This window comes from Paenibacillus sp. J22R3, assembly GCF_056269305.1.
The window spans coordinates 233204-255086 of record NZ_JBWDNS010000006.1; the positions used below are offsets into that span (position 1 = coordinate 233204).

The 21883-nt window shown below is 54.5% G+C and carries 19 protein-coding genes; 5 read left to right on the top strand and 14 right to left on the bottom strand.

Translation table 11 applies throughout. From position 1 onward, the window contains the following. Window positions 1–142: 142 nt before the first annotated feature. The 6 genes from AC0YN4_RS24615 to AC0YN4_RS24640 form a co-directional block, all read right to left on the bottom strand. On the bottom strand, window positions 143–4864 hold the full coding sequence (locus tag AC0YN4_RS24615; protein WP_475837029.1) for a X2-like carbohydrate binding domain-containing protein: 4722 nt from the start codon (window positions 4862–4864) through the stop codon (window positions 143–145). Window positions 4865–5758: 894 nt separating this feature from the next. Continuing rightward, window positions 5759–7498 (bottom strand): glycosyltransferase family 2 protein, encoded by a 1740-nt coding sequence (locus tag AC0YN4_RS24620; protein ID WP_475837030.1) that lies wholly within the window; start codon window positions 7496–7498, stop codon window positions 5759–5761. A gap of 2 nt (window positions 7499–7500) precedes the next feature. Further along, the gene (locus AC0YN4_RS24625) at window positions 7501–9252 is read right to left on the bottom strand and encodes a glycosyltransferase (protein ID WP_475837031.1); all 1752 of its coding nucleotides are present in this window, start codon (window positions 9250–9252) and stop codon (window positions 7501–7503) included. Next, complete coding sequence (locus AC0YN4_RS24630; RefSeq protein WP_475837032.1) at window positions 9236–11359, bottom strand: glycosyltransferase; 2124 nt, start codon at window positions 11357–11359, stop codon at window positions 9236–9238. The genes AC0YN4_RS24625 and AC0YN4_RS24630 overlap by 17 nt, the downstream gene beginning before the upstream one ends. 24 nt (window positions 11360–11383) lie before the next feature. Further along, window positions 11384–12373, bottom strand: a complete 990-nt coding sequence (locus AC0YN4_RS24635) for a DUF6385 domain-containing protein (RefSeq protein WP_475837033.1) — start codon at window positions 12371–12373, stop codon at window positions 11384–11386. Between the two features lie 58 nt (window positions 12374–12431). Continuing rightward, complete coding sequence (locus tag AC0YN4_RS24640; RefSeq protein WP_475837034.1) at window positions 12432–12887, bottom strand: DUF6385 domain-containing protein; 456 nt, start codon at window positions 12885–12887, stop codon at window positions 12432–12434. Window positions 12888–13088: 201 nt separating this feature from the next. Between AC0YN4_RS24640 and AC0YN4_RS24645 the strand changes: the two genes are divergently transcribed. Further along, window positions 13089–13622, top strand: a complete 534-nt coding sequence (locus AC0YN4_RS24645) for a hypothetical protein (RefSeq protein WP_475837035.1) — start codon at window positions 13089–13091, stop codon at window positions 13620–13622. Between the two features lie 6 nt (window positions 13623–13628). Further along, complete coding sequence (locus AC0YN4_RS24650) at window positions 13629–14210, top strand: hypothetical protein (RefSeq protein ID WP_475783112.1); 582 nt, start codon at window positions 13629–13631, stop codon at window positions 14208–14210. Window positions 14211–14334: 124 nt separating this feature from the next. Here the strand turns inward: AC0YN4_RS24650 and AC0YN4_RS24655 are convergent, their stop codons facing one another. The 5 genes from AC0YN4_RS24655 to AC0YN4_RS24675 form a co-directional block, all read right to left on the bottom strand. After that, window positions 14335–14787 carry a MarR family winged helix-turn-helix transcriptional regulator gene (locus AC0YN4_RS24655; protein WP_475783113.1) on the bottom strand — a complete coding sequence of 151 codons (453 nt, stop codon included), beginning with the start codon at window positions 14785–14787 and terminating at the stop codon, window positions 14335–14337. Window positions 14788–14902: 115 nt separating this feature from the next. Beyond that, window positions 14903–16486, bottom strand: coding sequence for an ankyrin repeat domain-containing protein (locus AC0YN4_RS24660; protein WP_475837036.1), 1584 nt, complete (start codon window positions 16484–16486; stop codon window positions 14903–14905). Next, window positions 16473–16985: a CcdC family protein gene (locus AC0YN4_RS24665; protein WP_475837037.1), complete on the bottom strand. Its 513-nt coding sequence runs from the start codon at window positions 16983–16985 to the stop codon at window positions 16473–16475. The genes AC0YN4_RS24660 and AC0YN4_RS24665 overlap by 14 nt, the downstream gene beginning before the upstream one ends. 120 nt (window positions 16986–17105) lie before the next feature. After that, complete coding sequence (locus tag AC0YN4_RS24670) at window positions 17106–17582, bottom strand: NanQ anomerase/TabA/YiaL family protein (RefSeq protein ID WP_475783116.1); 477 nt, start codon at window positions 17580–17582, stop codon at window positions 17106–17108. A gap of 5 nt (window positions 17583–17587) precedes the next feature. Further along, window positions 17588–17794, bottom strand: coding sequence for a YwbE family protein (locus tag AC0YN4_RS24675; RefSeq protein WP_475783117.1), 207 nt, complete (start codon window positions 17792–17794; stop codon window positions 17588–17590). 57 nt (window positions 17795–17851) lie between these two features. Here AC0YN4_RS24675 and AC0YN4_RS24680 point away from each other — a divergent pair, with 57 nt between their 5' ends. Then, window positions 17852–18196 (top strand): DUF1450 domain-containing protein, encoded by a 345-nt coding sequence (locus tag AC0YN4_RS24680; protein ID WP_475837038.1) that lies wholly within the window; start codon window positions 17852–17854, stop codon window positions 18194–18196. A gap of 113 nt (window positions 18197–18309) precedes the next feature. Beyond that, a complete protein-coding gene (locus AC0YN4_RS24685) occupies window positions 18310–18816 on the top strand; it encodes a ferritin (protein WP_475783322.1) in 507 nt (168 codons plus the stop codon). A gap of 608 nt (window positions 18817–19424) precedes the next feature. Here the strand turns inward: AC0YN4_RS24685 and AC0YN4_RS24690 are convergent. Both AC0YN4_RS24690 and AC0YN4_RS24695 read right to left on the bottom strand, forming a co-directional pair. Next, window positions 19425–20156: a WecB/TagA/CpsF family glycosyltransferase gene (locus tag AC0YN4_RS24690; protein ID WP_475783119.1), complete on the bottom strand. Its 732-nt coding sequence runs from the start codon at window positions 20154–20156 to the stop codon at window positions 19425–19427. A 67-nt stretch (window positions 20157–20223) separates the two neighbouring features. After that, window positions 20224–20748: a hypothetical protein gene (locus AC0YN4_RS24695; RefSeq protein WP_475783120.1), complete on the bottom strand. Its 525-nt coding sequence runs from the start codon at window positions 20746–20748 to the stop codon at window positions 20224–20226. Window positions 20749–20905: 157 nt separating this feature from the next. Between AC0YN4_RS24695 and AC0YN4_RS24700 the strand changes: the two genes are divergently transcribed. After that, on the top strand, window positions 20906–21403 hold the full coding sequence (locus AC0YN4_RS24700; RefSeq protein ID WP_475783121.1) for a Gmad2 immunoglobulin-like domain-containing protein: 498 nt from the start codon (window positions 20906–20908) through the stop codon (window positions 21401–21403). 67 nt (window positions 21404–21470) lie between these two features. Here the strand turns inward: AC0YN4_RS24700 and AC0YN4_RS24705 are convergent, their stop codons facing one another. Beyond that, window positions 21471–21872: a VOC family protein gene (locus AC0YN4_RS24705; RefSeq protein WP_475837039.1), complete on the bottom strand. Its 402-nt coding sequence runs from the start codon at window positions 21870–21872 to the stop codon at window positions 21471–21473. Between the last annotated feature and the right edge of the window lie 11 nt (window positions 21873–21883).

The following is a 21883-nucleotide window of genomic DNA, read 5'->3' on the forward strand; positions in this document are numbered from 1 at the left end:
TGAACCATTCCGAGCGTAATACACCTCGATATAGACATAAGGAAGCAGCCCAGATGATTGATCCGGGCTGCTTCCTTTCATTTCATGCCTATATCAGCGTTCGGCGGTTCAGCATGAACGCCTGCCTATGCCAAGCTGTAAATTATTCCGCGGCCTGCTCGCCGCCGCCTGTTCTTGGCTGATATTGATGGTTGACCGAAGCTTCCTCGATATCGCCGGCAGCCCAATGGTTATCCGGAACGTCTTTCCATGGGGAATGCGCAATTCCGTAAAGCGGGCCTCTGCCAAGCACGCGGTTCATGATCGTTACCGCTTCTGCGCGCGTGAGCGTGCTGCCCGGATGGAACGTACCGTCTGTATAGCCTTTCAGATAACCTGCGCTTTGAGCGATCTTGATAGCCGATTCAGCCCAGTGGCCGGCCGTATCGGAATATCCCGCTCCTGCAGGCTGGCCCTTCGGAGCGAAGCTCGCCGTGATCGCAGCCAGCTCCGCACGGGTTACCGGCTGCTCCGGCTTGAAGCTGCCATCCGCATAACCGTGCATTAATCCCATGCGCGTCACTTTTGCAATCGCGTCGGCTGCCCAATAGCCGGTCTTAACGTCAGCGTACGTACGGCTGCCCTCTGTCTCGGATTGCGTGGAGATGCGGGACAGAATCGTCGCCAGCTCTGCACGGGTGATGCTGCCGTTCGGCTTGAACAAACCGCCGTCGTAGCCCTTCACGTAAAACGCATGTGCGAAGATAGGGGAATCGCCTGCGATCTTCATCAGCGCGAACGTACTGAACTTGTTCGTCGTAAATTGAATGCTGCGGACACCGTTAATCGTCGTCAGCGTACCTTGCTTGAACTCTGTAGTGCCGTCGCTGTGCTCAATGTAAACACCAAGCCGCTCCAGCTGCGATTCGCTGATGGTTGCATCCTCGATTGGAAGGACAAGCGTTACATCGCGATTTTGCAAATTCGTCTCGATTTCAACGGGATGACCCATTATCGTCACCTGGCTGCCGCCGGCTGCCGCGATTACGACCTTCGCGCTATTTGCGCGTTTCTCCAGCTCCTTGCCCTTATCCGCTGCTTTGACGGGAACGAGGTTAAAATAAGCATCGTCTTTGAAGTCCTTCAGCGACGCGTTCGGAATTTGAACCGTTACGCCATTCGCCTCCAATTTCACGTCAAGTCCGCTCTCCGCGAGCTGACCGAGCGTCTCTTTCGGAAGTGTGATGCTCGTTAAAGATACTTCCTTCGATACCGGAACCGAGACGATGACAGATTTGTCCCCTGCGGCTTTGGTTTTGTCAATTAACGCCTTCGCGTTGTCGCCGGATAATTTCACTTCGTCCTTGACTGAACCGTCAGGCAGCGTCGTATGCACGATGTCGATTGCGCTTGGATTTGTGTATCCGCCGCCCCCTCCGATATTGCCTGGGCCAGTAGGTCCGGAATTCGCGGAGACATTGAATTTAAGCGCATCGACAAGCATAAGCTCACCGCTTTTCTTAACGACTTTTAGCGTGTGCATGCCGTCTGTCAGTGACGAGATGCTGTACAAGCTGATCATCGCGTTCCGGGTTGCCGTATTCGCGCTCACAGCCGCCTTCAGCTTGCCGTCAATAAAGATACCCATGTTGCCTTGCTCCGGCCCTGTCGGGGACAACAGCTCGAACCCTGTGCCCTTAAACTGATATTCAAAGTAATCGTTGTTAACAGCTGTCACATGCACATCATCGGCATTGTCTCCAATGAATACAAATGTCAACTTCGTCGTACCGACCGGCTGAGCCGCTAAGTACGCCTTCTTAATCGTAACTTCATTTCCTGTAATGCTATAATCCATGCCGTTAACGAGTGTGTACGCGCCGTTCGAAATTTCCTTAAGGCTACCGATGCTGCCAAGCACGTTCACACTCAAGTCGGCTTGCGCCGATGCGTTCTTGTCGAAATCGGCCAAGGACTCATCGATCCGGTCAATTAAACGCACTTTCAGTGCATCGAGCAGCATGTATTGGCCGGATTTCTTAACCGCTTTCAGCGTATGAATGCCCGGTGTCAAACCCGAGACCGTAAAGACGGTCTGCTGCGGCTTGTTGCTCGCATTAGCTTCATACGTGCTGACCGTTTTATTGAATGTGCCGTCGATGTAAATATCCACATCGCCTTGGCCTTTATCAATCTCGGTAATATACGAAATACCCGTGCCATTGAATGTATAAGTAAAGAAGCCGCCGTTTGTTTCGAGATAGTGCACGTCTTTGTTGTAGTCGTCAAACTTGCGATCGGTGCTCCGGTTCCACGAGCCCGTAAATTTAATATCCGGGTTGTCGTCGTTGATCATGGCATAACGTCCCGGAGATGCTGAATTAATGACGTTGATGACCAATGTCTGTGCACTGCTCACGCTGAATTCAAAGGTCAGGTTCGTCACGCCGACCGGCTGCTGCTGCAAATAGGATTTATTGATCGTCACGAGTCCGTTTGCGATCGTATAATCCGCACCTTCCGTCAGCGCTGCCGAGCCATTCTTAATTGCGCTCAGACTGTTGCCGCCGCCAAGCGCCATTGTTGTCGTGACATTCGCTTGGGCCGATGTTTTCAAATCAAAGGTCGCAGCTAATGGGCTAAGCGACGTACCTGTAACCGCAATCGATATCGACTGCGTATCGCCTCCGGCAAAGCTGAAACTCAGCACGGTCGATTGGCCGGAAGGCTGCTGCATGAGATAGCTTTGCTTGATCGTCACGTCGCTGCCGTTAATCGAATAATCGGTATTGGCTGCAAGTGGTGCCGCCCCGTTCTTGATGCCCGTCAGCGAGCTCGCTCCATAAGGCAGATGGACCCTAATATCTTCAGGAACGTCCTTGCTGAAGCTTGATGCAGATGGCTGGTCAAGGAGTGAGTCCGTGGTGACCTTCAGCGCATCAAGGATAAAGTAATATTGGCCGCTGTTGTTGCGCACGACGCGAATCGTATGTGCGCCTGGTGCCAAATCGGTCTTACTGAAGACAGCGTATTGACCAGCCTGCGGCGTGCCTTCGGTATCCACTGTTACGGCAGCTTCGTTGTCGACATATACGTCCAGCTTGCCGTTGCTGCTGCCCTTCTCGGACCACAGCTCAATGCCGGTGCCATTAAAGCTATACGTGATTTCCGGCTCCGTCCCGTTATTGGGCTCGCCGTAATGGACATCGTTCATATAATCGGACAACCCGTTCCTGTCGTAGCTGTAGCCCCACTTGTTCGAGTAAGAAACCGCCGGGTCATTGTCGTTAATGATAACTGTATGCGATACAGCCGCTAGGCCAAGGTCCGGACCGGATGGCTGTGAGTTCTCACCGTTATCCGTACTTTGCATATCATTGGTAATCGTAGGAGCTGACGTATCTGTCACCGTAATGGACAGATCTTGCGCATCGCCTGCCAGCTCTTTGCCGCCATTGCGAGTCCATGTTCCCGTATAACGCATACCCGTATCGTCATTGTTGACGAGCGACGTTCCGGCTTGCGCCGTTACCTTAAGCAATCGCGAAGCATGCGGTTCGAGCGTAACCGGACCGAAACCCGTCGCGAAATTACCCAGCTCCTTATGCGTCCACAGGTCACGGACGGAAGCAGCGCCGGTGAGACCGATATCCTTCCAATTCACATTCACCGTGGCTGCCTTGTTGCCGCCAAGATTGTACAATGCGACCGTATACGTGCCGTCGCCATTGTTGGCATACCATACCTGCTGATTGGTAGACATGGATACCGGATGCGCCGGACGGCCCGCCTGATTGACGGCGATAACCTCGTCGTTCGTCAGCAGCTCCAGTCCGTAATCATCCAGATTGCTTAAATCATCACCGGTATAGAGCTGTGCCGACGATGAAGCCCACAGCGTCATCGCCGTCTGCCGTTCATCCTTCGTCAGTCCCGATGTCAGTCCATTGCCAATATTGAGGGAGTCAAAATCGTTCCAGCCGCCCGGACCTGCATCCCGCCACCACAGCGCGGCATCCGGGAACAAGCGGGCAATGTTGGCCCACGTCGTCATGCCGACTTCACGGTCGTAGGATTCCACATCCCAGTCTACGCGCCAGCCGTTCGCGTATTTCTTCCAGAAATCCACGTAGTTATGATCGAGCGCCCATGAAAGCTCGAACCAAATATGGCGTTTGCTAAGCGCCTCGGACCACGCTTTGACATCGTCCCGCGAGTCAATCGACGTGTCGTTATGGCCGGAGCCCGGCGTAACGCTGTCGAACTTCACGAAGTCCACGCCCCACGCAACCAGCTGATCCGCGACGGAATCGACGTATCTCTGCGCGCACGGATTGCTGAAATCGATCTTGTAGCCAATGTTCCAGTAGTCCGCCGTCGTGTGAGGCGTTACGGCAATATCGTTAACGAAACAATCTGTTGTTCCATAAACCGGAATCCGCGTCGTTGAATTGATGGCCGCCGGAGAGATGCCGGGAATCATGTAAATCCCGAGTTTCTGTCCGTTGGCATGAACGTACTTGACAAGATTCTCAAATCCTCCCGGATAGAGCGTCGTGCTCGGAACAGGACGTCCGTATTCGTCCATGCTGCCGTTCCAGCCGGCATCAATATTAATATAGTTATAACCGTGCGCCTGCAGCTTCTCGCGCATCGCATCGGACATTTGCTTGATTTTCGCCTCGGAAACCCAATTTCCCGACGGGCCGTCATATACTTGCATGCTGTAGCTGCTCCAGCCCATGTATGGCTTTAACGCTAATCCGTTGTCGGCCGCTTCCGCCACGTTGGCGTGCGGAGGCACATAGCCAATCTGCGCGATGGCAATCATGGCCAAAAGAAGGCCCAGCCAGATTTTTCTTCGGCGCTGCGATTTGTTTTTCAATTCCTTCAGTCCCCTTTGTCATTAGAAAATAGCCTCTTGCTGCACCGAGTGCATTCATCCGCGTTTATGTACGGCGAGCGGACGCTGCCATTCCCCCTTTCTCCCGATATGACAATCTGCATGAACGACGACAACCGCACCAGCTAACCTGAAAGCGCTTCAATTTATCGATAAAAAAATTACTGCTGCCAAGCTTCCAACAGCAAGTAACTATCGGCATAAAATGTATGACAGCGCTTTCCACACGACCGATTATATAAGAACTTTTCACGGCGGAGATAGGTACACTTCCGTCCAAAACCGTACGAATTGCCCGATTATGGGGGTACAAATCGTCCTCCACAGGGCCTCTTTGGGTGTTGTTATGATGATTTTGCCATTCCGATCCTTATGCCTGTCCCATTCCCGCCGATTGGCGTTTCACGAGACGGACGAGGATGATGGTACATGTGTAGGACAGATTGCATTGCTCCAAAAAGCTCGATTTAAGGTTCTAACGAATCCGAGAGTTCACGTCCCCTATAGATTCTAACGAATCGTAGAGGTCTTATTTGCTCTTATAACCTCGATTCGAAATTCTAACGAATCCTACAGGTCTTATTTGCACCGAAACCCGTGCATTTACGCATAATTCGGTCAAATAAGTCCTCTGTGGTTCGTTAGAATTTTGGAGGTGCCTATTTTTACCAAAGAAGACCTCCACGGTTCGTTAGAGTGACGAGGGGCCGGGGAGAAGTTGATCGTGTAAGAGGAATAGGTTGGCGGAGAGGCTATTGCATCATTAAAGGAGCACCTCGTAGGATGGCGGCGGGAGGTTGGAGAGAAGTTAGTGATGTGAATGGGAGCGGTTGGCGAGGATCTGCCGAATGGCTACCGAGCGACTGCGGAGCAACTTTAGTTCGCAAGCACAGTAGTTCCGAGCAACAGCTCCAGCAGCTGCTCGCTTTGAAGCTCGGGCAGCAGCTCCGGCTCCTCGTCGCAATATGCCCTTGCACGCTTGGCAAAAGCGGCGGCAAGCCCCGCTGCTGCTGCTCGCGATTGCCATGGGCGCGCGCCCACGACTCCAATCGCGGTGGCAAGCTCATCCGCTGCTGCCCGCCAACTCCCGCCCAAGGCGGCAGTCCAACCGGCGGCCAAGCAGCGCTGCGCCTCGGCCACCGGCGACCGCGCCATCACTGCGGCCGGGCCGCCCCATGCCTCAAGCAAACCCAGCGCTTCTCCCTGTCGAGCGAGCCAGACACTTCTGAGCAGCGGCCTCATCACTGCAATAGTCGAGACTGCAGCCGAACTCGAATTCAATTGCATACCGCGCAAGAGTGTCCAAATCGGCTCGCCCTCATTTTCGCTCAAACCGAGATCACTAAGTATGGCTTCCATCTCACCTGATGGATACCCATCACAAGACGACGACCCGCTTCCTGAAGAGGCTTCCAGTAACCATTCTCCTGCTTGCCGCCAATGCCTCCGAATCGGGGCATGCAGCAGTCCCAGCAGCAATAGCCGCTGCCAAGCCGGCCAGTAATCCGGCTTATGCGCAAGCGCCGATACATACGCCTGTGCTGCCTCTTCAAACCGATAAAGCCGCTCCAGCGCAGCGCCCCCTATATAACGCGAGCGAAATGTCCCTGCACCTTCAGCGGTCGAATAATTAGCCGGAACCTTACCTATGGACGCCGAAACCGCACACCCTAGCGCCGCTTCTGCATCATCGAGGTCAAGCAGCACTTCGCCTCTGGCTGTATGCATATCAGCAAAATCCGGGTAACGCAGCACCCCAACCTTGGCGTAGCGAGCGGCATCATTCAATCGGCCTGCAGCTCTGCAGCCGTGAACGATTTTGAGCAGCAGATCTGAGCCGTAACCTTGGTCCTGCACGATCGCCGCATCCACTAGCGGTTCCAACCACTTCAACGCCGCGTTGTACCTGCCCGCTGTAAACAACTCCGTTCCCGCCGCATAACGAAGAATCGGATCGTTCGGTTCACTCGCTAAAGCAAGCGAAAGCAGCCGCCCATTTCGAGCAAATTTCCTGCGCTCCGCAATGATTTCATCCCGATAGCCTTCATGCCAAATTTCAATGCCGGGTGCAAGTCCAATACGCTCCTCGCCCCCAAGCTCGATAATGCTCGATGCCGCTTCTTCGTGAATAATACCGCGAAAACGAACCCGTTCATCATTGCGAAAAAGCCTGCATACCGCATCCGTCACGACACTCACGGAACCCGCACCCGAGCTGCCCCCAACCCAGCTGTGCAGCTTAACATAGTAGCCCCACTTGGACGAATCGGCCAGCAGCGCCTCCCACTTCTCCACGGAGGCAAGCACTAACCGCTCATCGGCGTCGAGTACCAGAATCCACGGCTGTCCCGCTGCGGTAAGTGAACGATTTCGTGCTGCGGCAAAATTATCCTTCCACGCCATCCGCATCACTTTGGCACCGAATGCTTCCCCGATTGCAATTGTATCGTCCGTGGAGCCGGTATCTACAACGATCATTTCTGCAACATACGGTGCTGCGGATCGCAAACACTCCGCTAGAAACCGACTCTCATTCCGCACAATCATACATAAGGAAACGGGCAATACCTTCCCGCCACTCCCAATCCCATTCACCGCATCACATTGCCCAATCATCGCTAATACTCACTTCCTGCCGGTAGCAGCAACCGAATGCTTGCTGCAGCTTGTTGTAGCAATGAAGCATCACACTGTTGCAATCGGCTCAAGTGATAATCCGCAAGTCCGCAGAGCGCCTGCACAGATGCGCGAATTCCATTCTCGGAACCTGATCCATCAAAGGCAGCAGGCGGTTTCAAATCTAAGTACTGCCCGATTACTGCCCTCACCTTCTCTATCGCTCCCTCAGCTTGTACGGACGCATTCTCCCGCATGGCCTCGCTGCTTCGCAGCAACAGCGGCAGCCAGCGAACGGCTCCAGCCGGATACCGCTGATCTCCAGCTCCATCGAGCCACGACGCAGCGGCCGAAAGCTCCGTCACGAGCGCCTGACCTGCCGCATCCGTCGTCTCCTCAGGACCAAGCCCTTCCTCCATAAGCACGCATGCCGCCGCTAACACTTTCCACGGCAGAAGCGCGACACGCTCCTCGTCTGACGCCACCGTAAGCCGATGATCCAACCATAGCTGCAAGGCCCTGTAACAATTGTTACTCAGCATGACACCGGCCAGCTTCGCCGCAGCCTGCGGCGAATCCACTGTAAACCGTTCACTCGCAAAAGCAGCCAACTGCTCCGGGCTACTCGCAATGCGCATCATATGGCACAACCGCTGCAGCGGCAAAAGCAGACTCCCCCTGTACCGCACCGCTTCCGCATACCAATGGGCCGCTGTCTCATAATCAAGCTCCGCTTCATGCATCGAGCCCAGCCAATAGGCGGATTGATACGTACCCATCCCATCCTCCGTATGATAAATCGCCGGCGCACGCCCGAGATGAATTGCCGCCGCGAAGGCTTCGGCCGCCCTGCGCCATTGGCCGAGCACAGCAAGACTGACCCCTTTGGCATGCCACAAATCCGGGTAATCCGGATACCAAGCCTGACTCTCCTCCAGAAGTGCCAGCGCATCCTGCCATCTCCGGAGGGCCTGCAAGCCGTGAACTTCATGCTTTACGAGCAGATGAGCATAGCTGACTGAGGCATAATCAATACCATCTCTTGCCCGGCGAAAAGCGCCAACCGCTTCCTCCACTTCACCGCCGCGAAAATATTCCACGCCAAGGTTATACCAATTAAACCGATTATTCGGCTCCTCCTTGATCGCTTGCTCCAGCAGGGTGCGGTTGCGCTGCAGCTTGTTTTTGGCCGCGACGACCTCCCGTTTGTACCCATAGTGATGAATAATCACATCGCTAAGATGAAACCTAGCATGCGGGGTATGCTGCGTAATCGGACCGGCAATTTGCTCATGAATGCGCCCCTCGAACCGATAGCGCGAATCGTTGCGAAACATGCGAAGCACAGGGTTAATGGTCGCCCCTTCGCTCCTGCCGTCGCTCATGTAATTCCAGATGTTCAGAAAATAAGCCGTAATCTCCGGCTCCTGAGCCAGAAGTCGAAGCTGCATCCCCGTAGCCTCGTCCAGCTCCTCATCCGCATCCAGAAACAACACCCACTCGCCACCGGCGCGGGCTAACCCCTTATTGCGTGCAGCTGCAAAATTCCCCGTCCACTCGCTCCGCACAACGATTGCACCGTACTTCCGCGCAATGGCAACCGTAGCATCCGTCGATCCCGTATCCACGACGATCATTTGATCCACGATGCCTTGCACGCTTTGCAGGCAGCGCGGCAAATCCCTTGCCTCGTCTTTCACAATCATGCACAGCGTGATCAGTGGCTTCGATATTGATTTATCCGACTTGGACATGGGCCCGCCTCCTTTGCGCGGCGCTGAACTTCGTCCGCCAGCCTGCTGCCTGTACACGGATCAATGCCGTGCCGATTTGTTCCAAATCCGTATGCGGCCAGCCGCCGCCAAATTGCTGAGATTGCGCGGAAGCTGCCGCCGCCCACGGCAGCAGCGCTTCCCTTGCCAGCGACAACGAACAAGCGGCTGCACCAAGCCGCGCCCGCTCCGGCACGGCACCTTGCTGCAGCGCCTGCTCAAACAAGGACAATGCCTCGCCGTACAGCTGCTTCCCATAGAGAATTTCCCCGAGGCAAAATAACTCCGTCGCCCGCAGCTTCCTGCTCTCCATAGCAGAAAGCAGCAAACCTGCAGCAGCATGCGTATAGCCGCTCAGGTATAACCGTTCCGCGTACCCTTCACGCAGCCCGGCTCCGGTTTCTTGCAGCTTGCCTGCCAAAGGCAGCAGACCAAGCCCAAGTGCGCGGTCCAGCAGCAGACTCGCAAAGTCAGCCCGAATCGCCAATCCGCTGACTGTTCCCGCCAAGAAGCCGTCCATAGCAAGCAGCACGGCTTCCAGCTGCTGCACCTCGGCATCTGCGCTGCCATGCAGCAAACCGCGCAGCCCTTCATGGAGCGCCCCGCCTTCACTCCAACTGCAAAGGGCCGCATCCACGCAAAGCTCCAACCAGTACGGCACTTTCGACGTCAGCAAAGGCTGTAGCCCCGACGACTCGCCGCTGCTCGCCACCGAGCTAACTCCATGCTGCAGCTCGCCTTCCGCTCCCGCCCCCAGCGCTTCCAGCAGCACCGCCCGCGCCTCGCCCGCGTGCCCGGCGCCGACCAGGCACGCCGCGTACTCGCGCGCATCCGCCGGCGCGAGTGGCTGCGCCGCGCGCCATAGCGGCAGTGCGGCGGCATACGCGCCTATGCCGCCAAGCACCCGGGCCTGCAGCGCCAAATCCCCCGGCGCTGCAAGCCCAACGCTCGAAGCCAGCGCTGCGCGTATGGCTTCATCGCGCTCGCCCGCGGCCTGCTGCTGCTCCGCCCAGCCGGCCAGGGCAGGGCCAAACCGCGGCGCCTCACGGGCCGCCGCCGCGTACAAGCGCTGCGCGCTGTCGCCCCGGCCGAGCGCCGCCTCGGCCGCGGCCAAACCGCAGCGGGCGCGATACGTCCCCGCGCCCGCCTCTGCCACATACCGGGCGGCGGCAGACCCCGCCGCCCCCGCTTCCAGCGCCGCCTCGTAGGCGCTGCGCGCTTCCATGACGCGCCGCTGGCGCATGAGGCTGTCGCCGTAGAGCAGGTGCACGTCAGGGTAGTCCGCATAGCGGTCTACCTCCCGATGCAGCAGCGCGGCGGCTCCGCCGGCGTCATCCAGCGCAAGCAGCGCCTTCGCCCAGTCCCGGATAAGGACGGGGCGATACGGCGCTTCTGCGCGCACAAACAAATAAGCCAAAGCGAACGCCGTACAGGCATCCTTTGGCTTATTCAATTGGCAAAGCGTAACGCCTTTGTTATAGAGGTGAAACGGATCGTCGGGCTGCAGCAGCAGTGCTTTCTCTACAAGTCGTAAGTTCCGCTCTGCCTTTCCTTTACGAGCAATAACGTCAGGCATGTACCCGTCATGCTCCAACGTCAGCCTGCAAACCGGACCATCGACGGCAGTGGGACTAGAGCCGGGCCGGACAAGCTGCTCATGAATGACGCCTTGATAGCGAATGCCGCGATCTGCCCGGAACAGTCGCACGGCTTCATGACCGACCGTCTCTCCAATCCCGCCGCCGTAACGGTTCTCCATCGTCACACGATAAGCATCCGCCTGCGCGCTGCGCAGCAGTCCCCGAAGGTCTGTCCGCTGCACACTCGCCCCAAGGTACTCATCAGCATCCAGTACAAGCACCCATATCGTTCGAGCCGCATCCAGCCCGGCATTCCGAGCCGCAGCAAAATCATCCTCCCACGTCTGATGAATAACCCGTGCCCCATACGCTTCCGCAATAGCGGCCGTACGGTCCACAGAGCCGGTATCCGTAACGATGATTTCGTCTGCAAACCCCTGCACGCTTTGAAGACAGCGTCCAAGAACGTCCTCTTCGTTGCAAGCGAGGACATGAATGCCGAGCAGCATGCGATCACACTCCCGTTCGTTGCATTAAGTGCCTTGTCCGTTAAAGAATACATCGATTGTCGTTGGATTGCCGGCAACTGCTGATTTGTAAGCGAGCCGCGTGTATTTGAGGAACCGCTGCGGCACAAGCACATCCACGCTGCCTACGGAAATTCCTGTCGACGTATCGACATCCGCATACCAGTTGGAGCCGTCCGCACTGATTTCGACACGAGCATCAGCTTTACTGGTCCCAGGTCCACGGTTGTACACGAAGAACGAATAAGTGCCAAGCACGCTGGTGGTCACAGCATTGAGCGCCGTATAGGCAGCTGATGTTGTAAGCAGCGGGTTGGACTGCTCCATGAAGCTCTTCTGCGAAATCGAGGTTACGCTGCTCAGTGTACCTGCTGTGATTGTCGCTCCCATCACGCTGGTGATCGTACCGTTTAACAGATTCGTCAACGTTCCAGCGGTAATCGTTGCTCCCATCACGCTGGTGATCGTACCGTTTAACAGGTTCGTCAGTGTCCCGGCTGTAATCGTCGCGCCCATTACGCTGGTGATTGTACCATTAAGCAGATTGGTCAGTGTTCCCGCTGTAATCGTCGCGCCAAGCACGCTGGTGATCGTACCATCTAACAGGTTGTTTATCGTTCCGGCAGTGATTGTCGCTCCCATCACGCTGGTAATTGTACCGTTTAACAGATTCGTCAGTGTTCCGGCAGTGATCGTCGCCCCCATCACGCTGGTGATCGTACCATTAAGCAGATTGGTCAGTGTTCCCGCTGTAATCGTTGCACCAAGCACGCTGGTAATCGTACCGTTTAGCAGATTTTCAATGGCACCGACCGAAACCGTACCGCCGGAGATGGTGACCCCGGAGATACTGCTGATGGTACCGTCCAAAATAATATTCAGTATATGACCAGCCGAATCGGTTGCTACCGCTCTCGCCGTTTCGGTATCGTCATGACCAAATATCAACGTCCGGAGGTTGTCCGGATTCGGGTTAAAGCTTGAAAAGTTCGGCATCGCTGTTCACTCTTTCTTTTTGCAAAATAGCCTGCAGCGCTTTCTGCAGTCCTTGTCTTCACCTTGCCTTCTGTGATTGAAAATAAATACAAAGCTTGGTCGGTTTACCTGGCTGCTCCGACTTGACCGCAAGCCGCGCATACCGCAGAAATTTGGATGGCACGATAACGCCCATACCTTTGATCTCCACAACCCCTTCCGTTTCGATTACATAATCCCTCCCATTAGGACCAATCTCAAGTTGAACCGCTGCAGGCTCGCAGCCATGATTAATAACGGCATACGAATAGATCGTTTTATTGGATGTGTCCTGTGAAGGCAATGGAACAAAGTCGTCCGTCGTCTCGACATTCATAAATGTGCGCTCCGAAAACACCCCCTTCTTAGAGGGTTGGCACTTCTTGCTGCCTGTCGATTGTCGATCGCTTTGGTTATATACACCGTCCCGCTTGTTGCATGGAAGAATTAGAGGCTTGCTTCCCTTGGTACGGCGCCGCGAGTGCTTGCTGCTCATGACATCTTCCCCTTAGCAATAACGCTTTTGTACTCTATGTGCTTCCGCCAAAGAATGAAACGGCATATGTCCTTTAAGCAGCGGGCATCGGCCTTTTCTATTGAAATCCATACTAAACTAGGGCAAGCTGCGCGCCCGCTCCATATAATGCTAGAAAGTATAGCTCTGCGAGCCTATAACTCTGCCAACAAGAGGTGCTGCATGAACAATTACAACGTGTTTAATACCGAACATAACCCCATCTATATGCAGCAAAATAACCCCTACACCTCGCCCGGTGTTAACGAAGGTCCAGAGGCCGATGCTGCCAAGAGCGGCTTTCTCTTTATATTGAACACCGGCAGTACAAGCGTAGGCGCAGGAAACTCGCTTCTGCTGCAGGCTGCAAATCCCAATGGCAGCGGGAAGAAGCTGTATATCTCGCGCATCACAGGCGGTACGACAGCCGCGTCAACATTAACGATTGCATCCGGTGGAACGATTACCGGCGGGACAACACCGACTCCCTTCAACGCCTTGTTCGGAAGCTCCACGACGAGCGTCGTTACTACGAAGCAAAATACCGGATCGCTTGGCGGCTCCCCGACCACTTGTATGGTCATGCAGGTGACTTCCGGCCTCTTTGATATTAACTTCACAGGCTCACTCATCGTTCAGGCAAACCAAACCATTTCCGTCACGCTCGGTACAGGCTCCTTGACGGGTGCACTAAATTTGACCTGGTGGGAGGTGTAACCGTATATGCCCAATCACTTTGTGTTCGACCAATCCAACAGCAAGTTTTATGCCCAATTGACGAATACGTACGTGTCACCCGGAATCAACGCTCCGCCAGACTACGGTGCAACGGTATCGGCACGTGAATTTGTAGCTACTTTCAACAACTCTGCATCGCTCAGTATATTAGGCGGTTCAGTAATAGCAACCCTCCAAATTTCCAATCCCAATGCCAGCGGCCGAGCGCTCTATGTCTCTCGCATAACAGGCGGTGTCGGCGTAGGCCTGAGCTTACTTTCAACTTTCAACGGATCCTTGACGATGACAAGGGCAGGTTCGATCAGTTCACCCTCCACCTTAACTCCCTTCAATACGCAGTTCGGCAATTCAGCCACCAGTGTCATGACGGCGAGATCCTCCACTAGTGCCACCTCCGGGGGGACAGTCTTTCTGTCTTTGCCGCTCAACCCCGGTATGTTTTCTTTCGACTATGTGGGCGGATTAATCGTGCCGGAGAATCAAAGCATTTCCATTACGGTCAGCAGCTCGCTCACCGTAGCGGGCACGCTTACCTCCTTCGCCAACATTTCTTGGTGGGAAGCATAACGCAATTCTGACCGTTTCCCGGGAAATAATCGCCGCAGCCGCGCCTGCCAATAATCATAAAAAAGACCACTTCAGTCTGCTGCATGACGCAGCGCTGAAATGGTCTTCTTTGTGCTGTATAGGCTTATAACTGGCCGCAGGACTGCTCATGGACAGCTGTAGTCAGCTTGCGAAGCTGTTCCCGAAGCTGGGTAATTTCCTCGCCCGGCATGTTGGTCTGGCAAAACACGCGCTCCGGAATCGTTACCGCCTTCGTCTTCAGCTCGCGTCCTTGGTCGGTCAAGCGGACGATAACACTGCGCTCATCCTCGGGATCGCGCTCCCGGTGAATGAGTGTCATCCCTTCGAGCTTCTTCAAGAGCGGCGTGAGCGTGCCGGAATCCAGATACAGCCGGGTTCCCAGCTCTTTCACAGGTACGCCGTCCTTCTCCCATAATGCAAGTAAGGTCACATACTGTGTGTACGTAATGCCTAACTCATCCAAATACGGGCGATACAGCTTCGTTACTTCGCGGGCGCAGGCGTAGAGGGCGAAGCAGAGCTGATTGTCGAGCTCCAGCTGGGCACCTTGTTCCATTGCAGTCTTCCTCTCTGCGGCTTAGGTTAGAAAGCCAATCTATAGTGAATAACACAATTAAATTGCATGCAATTTATGTCGTTAGAATACCAGTTGCCGCAGATACTGTCAACTGCTAGACCGCGCCTTTCTGATGGGAAAGCAGCAAATCCGCGATCGCCTGATGCCCCTTGCGTCTGGCCCATGCCAGCGGTGTCGCCCACTCCGGCACATCTGCCGGCTCTATCGCCGCCCCTTGGCGAAGCAGATACGACGCCATCTCCGTCTGCCCGAACTTGGCCGCCCAGCCCAGCGGAGTCGTATTATACTCCTCGTCGACAGCGTCAAGATCAGCGCCATAGCGAAGCAGCAAATCGGCCAAGTCGGTATCGCCTTTCTTCGCAGTCAGATGCAGATAGCTGATCCCGATCCAATTCCGAACGTTCGGATCGGCATCGTGGCGGAGCAGCAGCTCGACCATCTCGTTATTGCAGGAATATACCATATAATTGCTGGCGTACCATGGTCCGTTCAGCTGGGCTTTATGCCGCAGCAGCAGTTTGACGATGTTGGTGTATCCGCAGCTCGCCGCCTGGGCGAGCGGTCCATAGTCGCCATCGTTGGCGGCAGCCGGATTGAGCGCGAGCATCTCGCCGACCAGATCGATGCGGCCGAGTGCACAAGCACCGGCCATCGTTACAGTCCCGCCATGTTCATAGAGCAGTTCCAGCAGCTCCTGAGCACCTTTCTGCATCGCGGCATACGTGGCATTGCCTGATGCTTCTATCTCTGCGTTTGGATTCGCTCCATGCGCAAGCAGCAGCTTCACGCATTCGGTATGATCCCCTCTGACAGCCGCATAGAGAGCCGCTCCGCCCGACGCATCTCGCTCAGGCAAGTTCGGATCGGCGCCGCTAGCGAGCAGGCTGCGCACAACCTCTACATAGCCATGCTTGGCCGCATAGTAGATCGCTGATCGCCCTGACGAGTCTCTGGCGTTGGCTAGCTGTGGATTCCGTGCCAACTGCTCCTTCACTCGTATCGCGTCGCCTACGGCAGCCGCGATGAAGATGTCGTAAGGGATTCCTTTTCCAATAAGATAACCGAGTAAGAAGCGTTGATCACGAATCGTATTCGAGGGCAGGTCACGATTGCCCCTGTAGAAGTAATCGCCTTCCATCGCCAGATGGACAGCCTGACTTCCGTCGGCTCTTCGCGCCTCTGGATCTGCGCCGCGCGCCAGAAGCAGGTCGATCAGCTCCGGCTGCCGCGTCATAACGGCCCAGTGCAGCGGCGTGTTGCCCCGTTCATCGCCTGCGTTGATCGTCTCCGGGTGCTCCTCGAACCATGCCAACAGCTCATCTCGGTTGTAGGCGCGAATAAGCCCCGCCGTTACATCGCCGATTGGCTGCACCTGATGGGTGCGCTGAAGATGCTCGCGAAGCAGCTCGGCAATATCTCCGTATCCGCGGTCTTCCGCTATCTGCAGCAGGGAATCCTGCCAGCTTAGAATAGGCTTGTCCGCAGCATTTGCGCCATAGCGGAGCAGAAGCGCCACTGTTTCCAAATGGCCTTCCCGGACTGCAACATGCAGGGGTGAGACGTACCCCCAGCTGGATTTTGCCAGATCAGGATCTTGCTGAAGCAGCTTGTCCACCATTGATGGTTCTCCTGCTGCGCACAGATCGAACATTCGTCTTAAGGATTCAGGCATCGTCATCAGTCGGCTTAACTCCCCGTCGCATTAATTTAAGATACGATTGAAGCATGGCGATTCTCCAAACTACGATCATCCCGAAGGCGAGCACGAAGAACAGCGCTCCCGTTTGCGGGATACTGACAGCCTGCTCCACTACGTTATGAACGAGCAGACGCACGATTAGAAGTCCGAGCAGAATGAATATGAACATTTTGGATCGTTTCAATACGATGGTTTCCCCAACCCTCTCCAGCTTCGAGGTGCGGATGAGCGGATAAGCGAACAATACCGCGCCGACTGCAAAAGCGGTAATGGCCCATAACCATGGCACATGCGTAACCGGCGCGACAAACATCAGGAAGCCGGTCGACATGCCGATCGGCGGAATAATGATTTTGCGCATCGTCGTTGGCCGATTGCTTGCGCGCAATCGCAAGAACAAGACCACTACGCCTGATAGAAGCGTGACCACAATGGACGCTACGTGAGGGAGAGAGAATGTTTGAGGGAGAAAGCTCATGTGGACGCAGCTCCTTTATTTCGGGCAGTTTCAAGCAGAAGCCATAGGACCTTATTGGTGCAGTGTCGTACGTTCTCTCTAAGAAAGCGCTTGTTTTCTCTAATCCTACTCATTTTGCTGCTAGGTTGCAAATAGATCGCGATGCACCTTGACGACCGCCTTGCGAAGCGGAATATCTTGTTCCACCGAGCAGTTCGGCCTGTGAATGTCGGTCGGAAACAAAACAACGAAATCGCCTGGCACCATATCAATCGTATTCTCGTTATGTACTTCATCATAGAAGGCAATATCTTGCGTCTCGTAGCGGTCATCTGTAATGACCTGTTCTTCCGAAACCTTGGCTACTCGCATCCGCTCGCGGCCGCTCAGCAGCAGCTGAATATCCGTATGCAGCCTATGCGTCTCCGGCTTTACCTCGCGCCAATCCCTCGTAACAGGCTCGTTGATGAGCAGAAACATGCCGGGCTCGCCAAACTCATGCCGTCCCGCGGGAAGTTCGTCCAGCTCCGTCTGCTGCAGTCTTTCAATCGCTCGGCGGATCGGCGCAGGGAATGTATGCTGCTCCCGCTCCCAATTCGTTAAATCGCTGAATATCATAGCCGTTACGGCCCCTCTACGATTGATTTTACACGGCCGACATCACCGGTTTGCAGTCGCACTTTAATGCCATGAGGATGGTTGGGCGAATTCGTCAAAATATCCTTTACTACGCCTCTTGTTGTTTTGCCTGTTGCCTGATCCTTCTTCAACACGATATCTACAGTAAGCCCCGGGCGGATCGCCGAGCGTTGTTGTCCATTTGTACTCATGATTCGTTACGTACTCCTTCAATAGTTGGATTTATTGCTCCCATCATATGCCAGCGTGTGAGTGAAGTAAAGATTTTGGACTTGGCGGCGCAAGAAACGATTGACAGTGAGAATGAGAATTACTATCATTGGTATAGAGCAAGACAACACCATCCAGAGAGGTCGGGAACAGGGCGGATGAAAAAGATCAAGTACTGCTGCAGAAACTTCAAGCACGGATCCAAGTCTGTTTTTAAAACCTTAAAGCAAGAATTTCCCGACTTGAAGCAGAAGAAGAAGGACTGTCTCGGCAACTGCAAGCTGTGCTCCAAGCAATGTATCGTAATGATCGGCAAATCGGAAGTCGTTGTAGCTCCGACAGCAGAAGTGTTGTACGCCAAGCTCAAACACCGGATAGGCTGATATGGCATAGTATGGTAATATAGGAGAAGAAGTAATCCATACTCCTTAGTGGAGTTTGGTGCTTCGTCTCTTTTTATTTTATAATACATTTGGAAAGGGAGGTGCGGCCGATGATGAACGATACACTCAGCCAAGCTTTGAACGATCAATTGAATTTCGAGTTTTATTCCGCGCACGTGTATCTGGCAATTGCCGCTTACTGTTCCGGAGAAAGCCTCGACGGGTTTGCGAATTTCTTTATTGTTCAAGCCGAAGAAGAACGCTTCCACGCGATGAAAATGTACAAGTATTTGAACGATCGCGGGAAACGCGTCACACTGGTCGGCATGAGCACACCTACAAATGAATATAGCTCCATCCTCGATGCATTCCAGCATGCTTACCAGCATGAGCAGGAAGTCACCAAGCGGATCTACCACTTGTCTGACCTTGCGATGAATGACCGCGAGCATGCGACGATCCAGTTCCTGAAGTGGTTCATCGATGAGCAGGTAGAGGAAGAGTCGATGTTCGACAGCATCATCAACAAGCTGAAGCGTATCGACACCGACAGCAATGCCTTCTTCATGCTCGAAAACGAGTTTGCACAGCGCACATTCGTTCCGCCGACAACGGCTTAGTTGTTGTGAGAGAGTGGCTGAACCGGGTGTTCCCGGGTCAGCCGTTTTTTTGTGCGCGGCTACTTGCCGCGGCCTACACAACCGCAGCATGAGGCCGCGGTTCTCTGCCACTCAGCACCTGTTACCTGCCGGCCACCTGCTATCGACTACCACACGTTACCCGACCACCTGCTGTCCACCTACCGCGCGACTATCATCAAGCTTCCCGGCGTTTGCAATAATAGCGCCAGTTAAGTTCGTAGGTGCTACAAGGCTCGTCAAAGTTGCCTTTTTTGCAACATTCTCTACCGAAAACAGACTCAAACTAAAAAATGCTGCATTTTTTGCAACATTGTTCTCAGAAACGGCTCGTTTTCTCGTTAATCGCTTCGAAATGTTGCACTTACTGCAACATCTCGTCCTTCTGATCGATATAACGCTCGGATCGCTGCACAACATGCAACATTAGCCGGACACTCCCTCAGCTCCATTCATTTCGCAACCGCCTACCAAGGCTCCACCACACATTTTCGTTCCCTTTTGCGCTCGCCCTGCATGACTACACATAGCGAAAGCCGCCCCAAAAGCCGCGATGCGACTTTCGAGACGGCTCAAGTTTCTAACGCCTACTATCGACGACGGTTAGTCAGTATAGTCACGGCGAACCTCGGCAGTACGAGCTGGCGGCGCCAACGTGACGGCTGCTTGAGCAGTCGGTACAGCCATTCGACGTTCAGCTTCTGCCAGATCACCGGGGCGCGTTTCACCTTGCCCGCGATGACATCCAAGCTGCCGCCGACGCCGAAGGCGACCTTCGCATGCAGGCGGCTCTTATGCTTGTAAATCCAGCGCTCCGCATTAGGTGCGCCGAGCGCTACGATCAACACGTCCGGGCGCTTCTGCCCGATATCGGCAACAAGCGCTTCTTCCTGCCCGTCCTTGAAGAAGCCGTTATGTCTGCCGACAATCGTGACGCCCGGGTACTTGTCCGCGATAATTTCAGCCGCTTTCGCGTTGGTCTGCTCGTCCGCTCCAACGACATAAAGCGAGAAGTGATGCTGCTTCGCTTCCTCGAACAACCGAATCAGTAAATCATAGCCCGTTACACGTTCCGGGATATGTTCACCCTGCCACTTAGCGGCAAGCACCACACCGATGCCGTCAGGCGTAATGATATCCGCTTCGTCCACAATCGCCTGGAGCTGCTTCTCCGAACGTGCAGCCATGACAATCTCCGGATTGGCTGTAATGAGATGAAATAACGGCTGATCCTTCCCCGCGATTTGCGATTGAACGAGCGCCACCGTATCCGAGAGCGTCCGCTTCGAGAACGGAACGCCTAATATATTGACTGTATTCATCCTGCACCTTCCTCATATACACTCATGTTGTCTTTTATTGTAGCACAAAGCCGAAATCGGTTGAAACCTAGCGGAACAGCCCGGCTACCCATCTGATAAAATCGCCCACGATCGGCACAAGGCCGAATCCGTGCTGACCAATAGCCACGATTCCATAGACTCGCTCACCAATCGCAACTGCGCCAAGAACATGCTGTCCTATAGCTACAGCTCCGAGCGCATTCTGCCCGATCGCGACCGCACCGACAGCAGACTGCCCGATGGCAACCGCCCCGATCGCCAGCTCCCCAATAGCGACTGCTCCAGCAGATAACCCACCAGACATGGCCACTGCACCAAGTGCGAGAAGCCAGCCTACCGTTACGGCTCCCACCGAAATGACCCCAACCGAGACCGCCCCGCCGGCCACAATCCCAATTGCCACATCGCCGAGTGCGATAACGCCAATGGCGACTTTAGGTTTGCCTTTGCCTACGCTTGTCCGAATGCTGATGAAAGGGAGCTTGGCGGTGGGCCACTGGTAGTCGATCTCTTCTTGCCCATTTCCTCTTATGTATCTGTTAAATCGAAGCAATCGCTGCCATTCGAACATGAATGCGCACTCTCCTCGCTTATACGATTATTCTCCGTGCTGCCTGAACGAGTGATTCAAGCTGTTTCCTCAAGCGTATAATAAATTAAGAAGCACAACAAGGATGCAGCGTGAAAATATTCCATTTCATGCTCTCACAGAAAGTAGATGATTCGTAATGAACTTGAAATCTCTGCTGCTAGCGACTCTCGCGGCTCTATGGATGGCTGCGGGATGCGAAAAACAGGACTTTTATAAGCTGAGCTCAGCTGCAGACGGACAACCGCCTGCCAAAGAAACAACCACGATAACCTCCGACCGCTCGGAGTCACCGAAGGTAGCAGCCAGTAATGAAGCATTCAAGGTCTATGAGCCGGCCGAAGGAACCGTCGTCGGCAAATCTTTTGTCGTGAAAGGGCAGGCCCGCGTCTTCGAGGCGGCTTTCCGTTATTCGTTCGAGGATGGACACAACGTGCTTGCTGAGGGGAATGTCATGGCTGATCGGGGAGCGCCGGAATGGGGAGACTTTGAGTTCAACGTTACACTCACGAGAGCCCCTACCAGTCCGACAGGCGTGCTGACAATTTACGAATCAAGCGCAAAGGACGGCTCGCACATTCACAAACTAAGTTTGGCCTATAAATTCGAGGACGGCTTAGTGGAGCTTGATAACTAACTAATTTGACAAAAGAGAGCCGTTTAAGACTGCGCCTATACGCCATGTCTTGAAACGGCTCTCTATCTTAATGGCCCGGCTGTGTGGCAATTTGCCAACGGACGCCATACTTATCCTCGATTCGTCCAAACATGCTCCCCCAGAACATGCGCTCAAACGGCATGATGATGGTGCCACCGTTCCCAGACAGATTGTTGAAGGCATTCTCCGCTTCTTCCTCGGTTTCGAACTCCAAGGTGAGGTCAATCCCATTGCCGCGATGGATCGGTCCAGCATCAGCCATATAGAAAAGAAGGCCCGCCGCCTGCAGCACCAAATGCATGAGCCTGTCTTTGCCATCCTCAGAAGTGCCCGGCATCATCTCACCGTACGTTTGCTGACTTATGATCTCGCCGCCAAGTGCCTCTACGTAGAACTTCGCCTGTTCGAGTGCATGCTCGCTGTACAGGTATGGACGAAGTTTTGTCATCGGTCAACTCC

What these genes read in the sequence shown, in the direction of transcription:
- AC0YN4_RS24620 (WP_475837030.1), bottom strand. Translation starts at nt 7,498, where the DNA reads ATGATTGGGCAATGTGATGCGGTGAATGGGATTGGGAGTGGCGGGAAG.
- AC0YN4_RS24625 (WP_475837031.1), bottom strand. Translation starts at nt 9,252, where the DNA reads ATGTCCAAGTCGGATAAATCAATATCGAAGCCACTGATCACGCTGTGC.
- AC0YN4_RS24630 (WP_475837032.1), bottom strand. Translation starts at nt 11,359, where the DNA reads ATGCTGCTCGGCATTCATGTCCTCGCTTGCAACGAAGAGGACGTTCTT.
- AC0YN4_RS24635 (WP_475837033.1), bottom strand. Translation starts at nt 12,373, where the DNA reads ATGCCGAACTTTTCAAGCTTTAACCCGAATCCGGACAACCTCCGGACG.
- AC0YN4_RS24640 (WP_475837034.1), bottom strand. Translation starts at nt 12,887, where the DNA reads ATGAGCAGCAAGCACTCGCGGCGCCGTACCAAGGGAAGCAAGCCTCTA.
- AC0YN4_RS24645 (WP_475837035.1), top strand. Translation starts at nt 13,089, where the DNA reads ATGAACAATTACAACGTGTTTAATACCGAACATAACCCCATCTATATG.
- AC0YN4_RS24650 (WP_475783112.1), top strand. Translation starts at nt 13,629, where the DNA reads ATGCCCAATCACTTTGTGTTCGACCAATCCAACAGCAAGTTTTATGCC.
- AC0YN4_RS24655 (WP_475783113.1), bottom strand. Translation starts at nt 14,787, where the DNA reads ATGGAACAAGGTGCCCAGCTGGAGCTCGACAATCAGCTCTGCTTCGCC.
- AC0YN4_RS24660 (WP_475837036.1), bottom strand. Translation starts at nt 16,486, where the DNA reads ATGACGATGCCTGAATCCTTAAGACGAATGTTCGATCTGTGCGCAGCA.
- AC0YN4_RS24665 (WP_475837037.1), bottom strand. Translation starts at nt 16,985, where the DNA reads ATGAGCTTTCTCCCTCAAACATTCTCTCTCCCTCACGTAGCGTCCATT.
- AC0YN4_RS24670 (WP_475783116.1), bottom strand. Translation starts at nt 17,582, where the DNA reads ATGATATTCAGCGATTTAACGAATTGGGAGCGGGAGCAGCATACATTC.
- AC0YN4_RS24675 (WP_475783117.1), bottom strand. Translation starts at nt 17,794, where the DNA reads ATGAGTACAAATGGACAACAACGCTCGGCGATCCGCCCGGGGCTTACT.
- AC0YN4_RS24685 (WP_475783322.1), top strand. Translation starts at nt 18,310, where the DNA reads ATGAACGATACACTCAGCCAAGCTTTGAACGATCAATTGAATTTCGAG.
- AC0YN4_RS24690 (WP_475783119.1), bottom strand. Translation starts at nt 20,156, where the DNA reads ATGAATACAGTCAATATATTAGGCGTTCCGTTCTCGAAGCGGACGCTC.
- AC0YN4_RS24695 (WP_475783120.1), bottom strand. Translation starts at nt 20,748, where the DNA reads ATGTTCGAATGGCAGCGATTGCTTCGATTTAACAGATACATAAGAGGA.
- AC0YN4_RS24700 (WP_475783121.1), top strand. Translation starts at nt 20,906, where the DNA reads ATGAACTTGAAATCTCTGCTGCTAGCGACTCTCGCGGCTCTATGGATG.
- AC0YN4_RS24705 (WP_475837039.1), bottom strand. Translation starts at nt 21,872, where the DNA reads ATGACAAAACTTCGTCCATACCTGTACAGCGAGCATGCACTCGAACAG.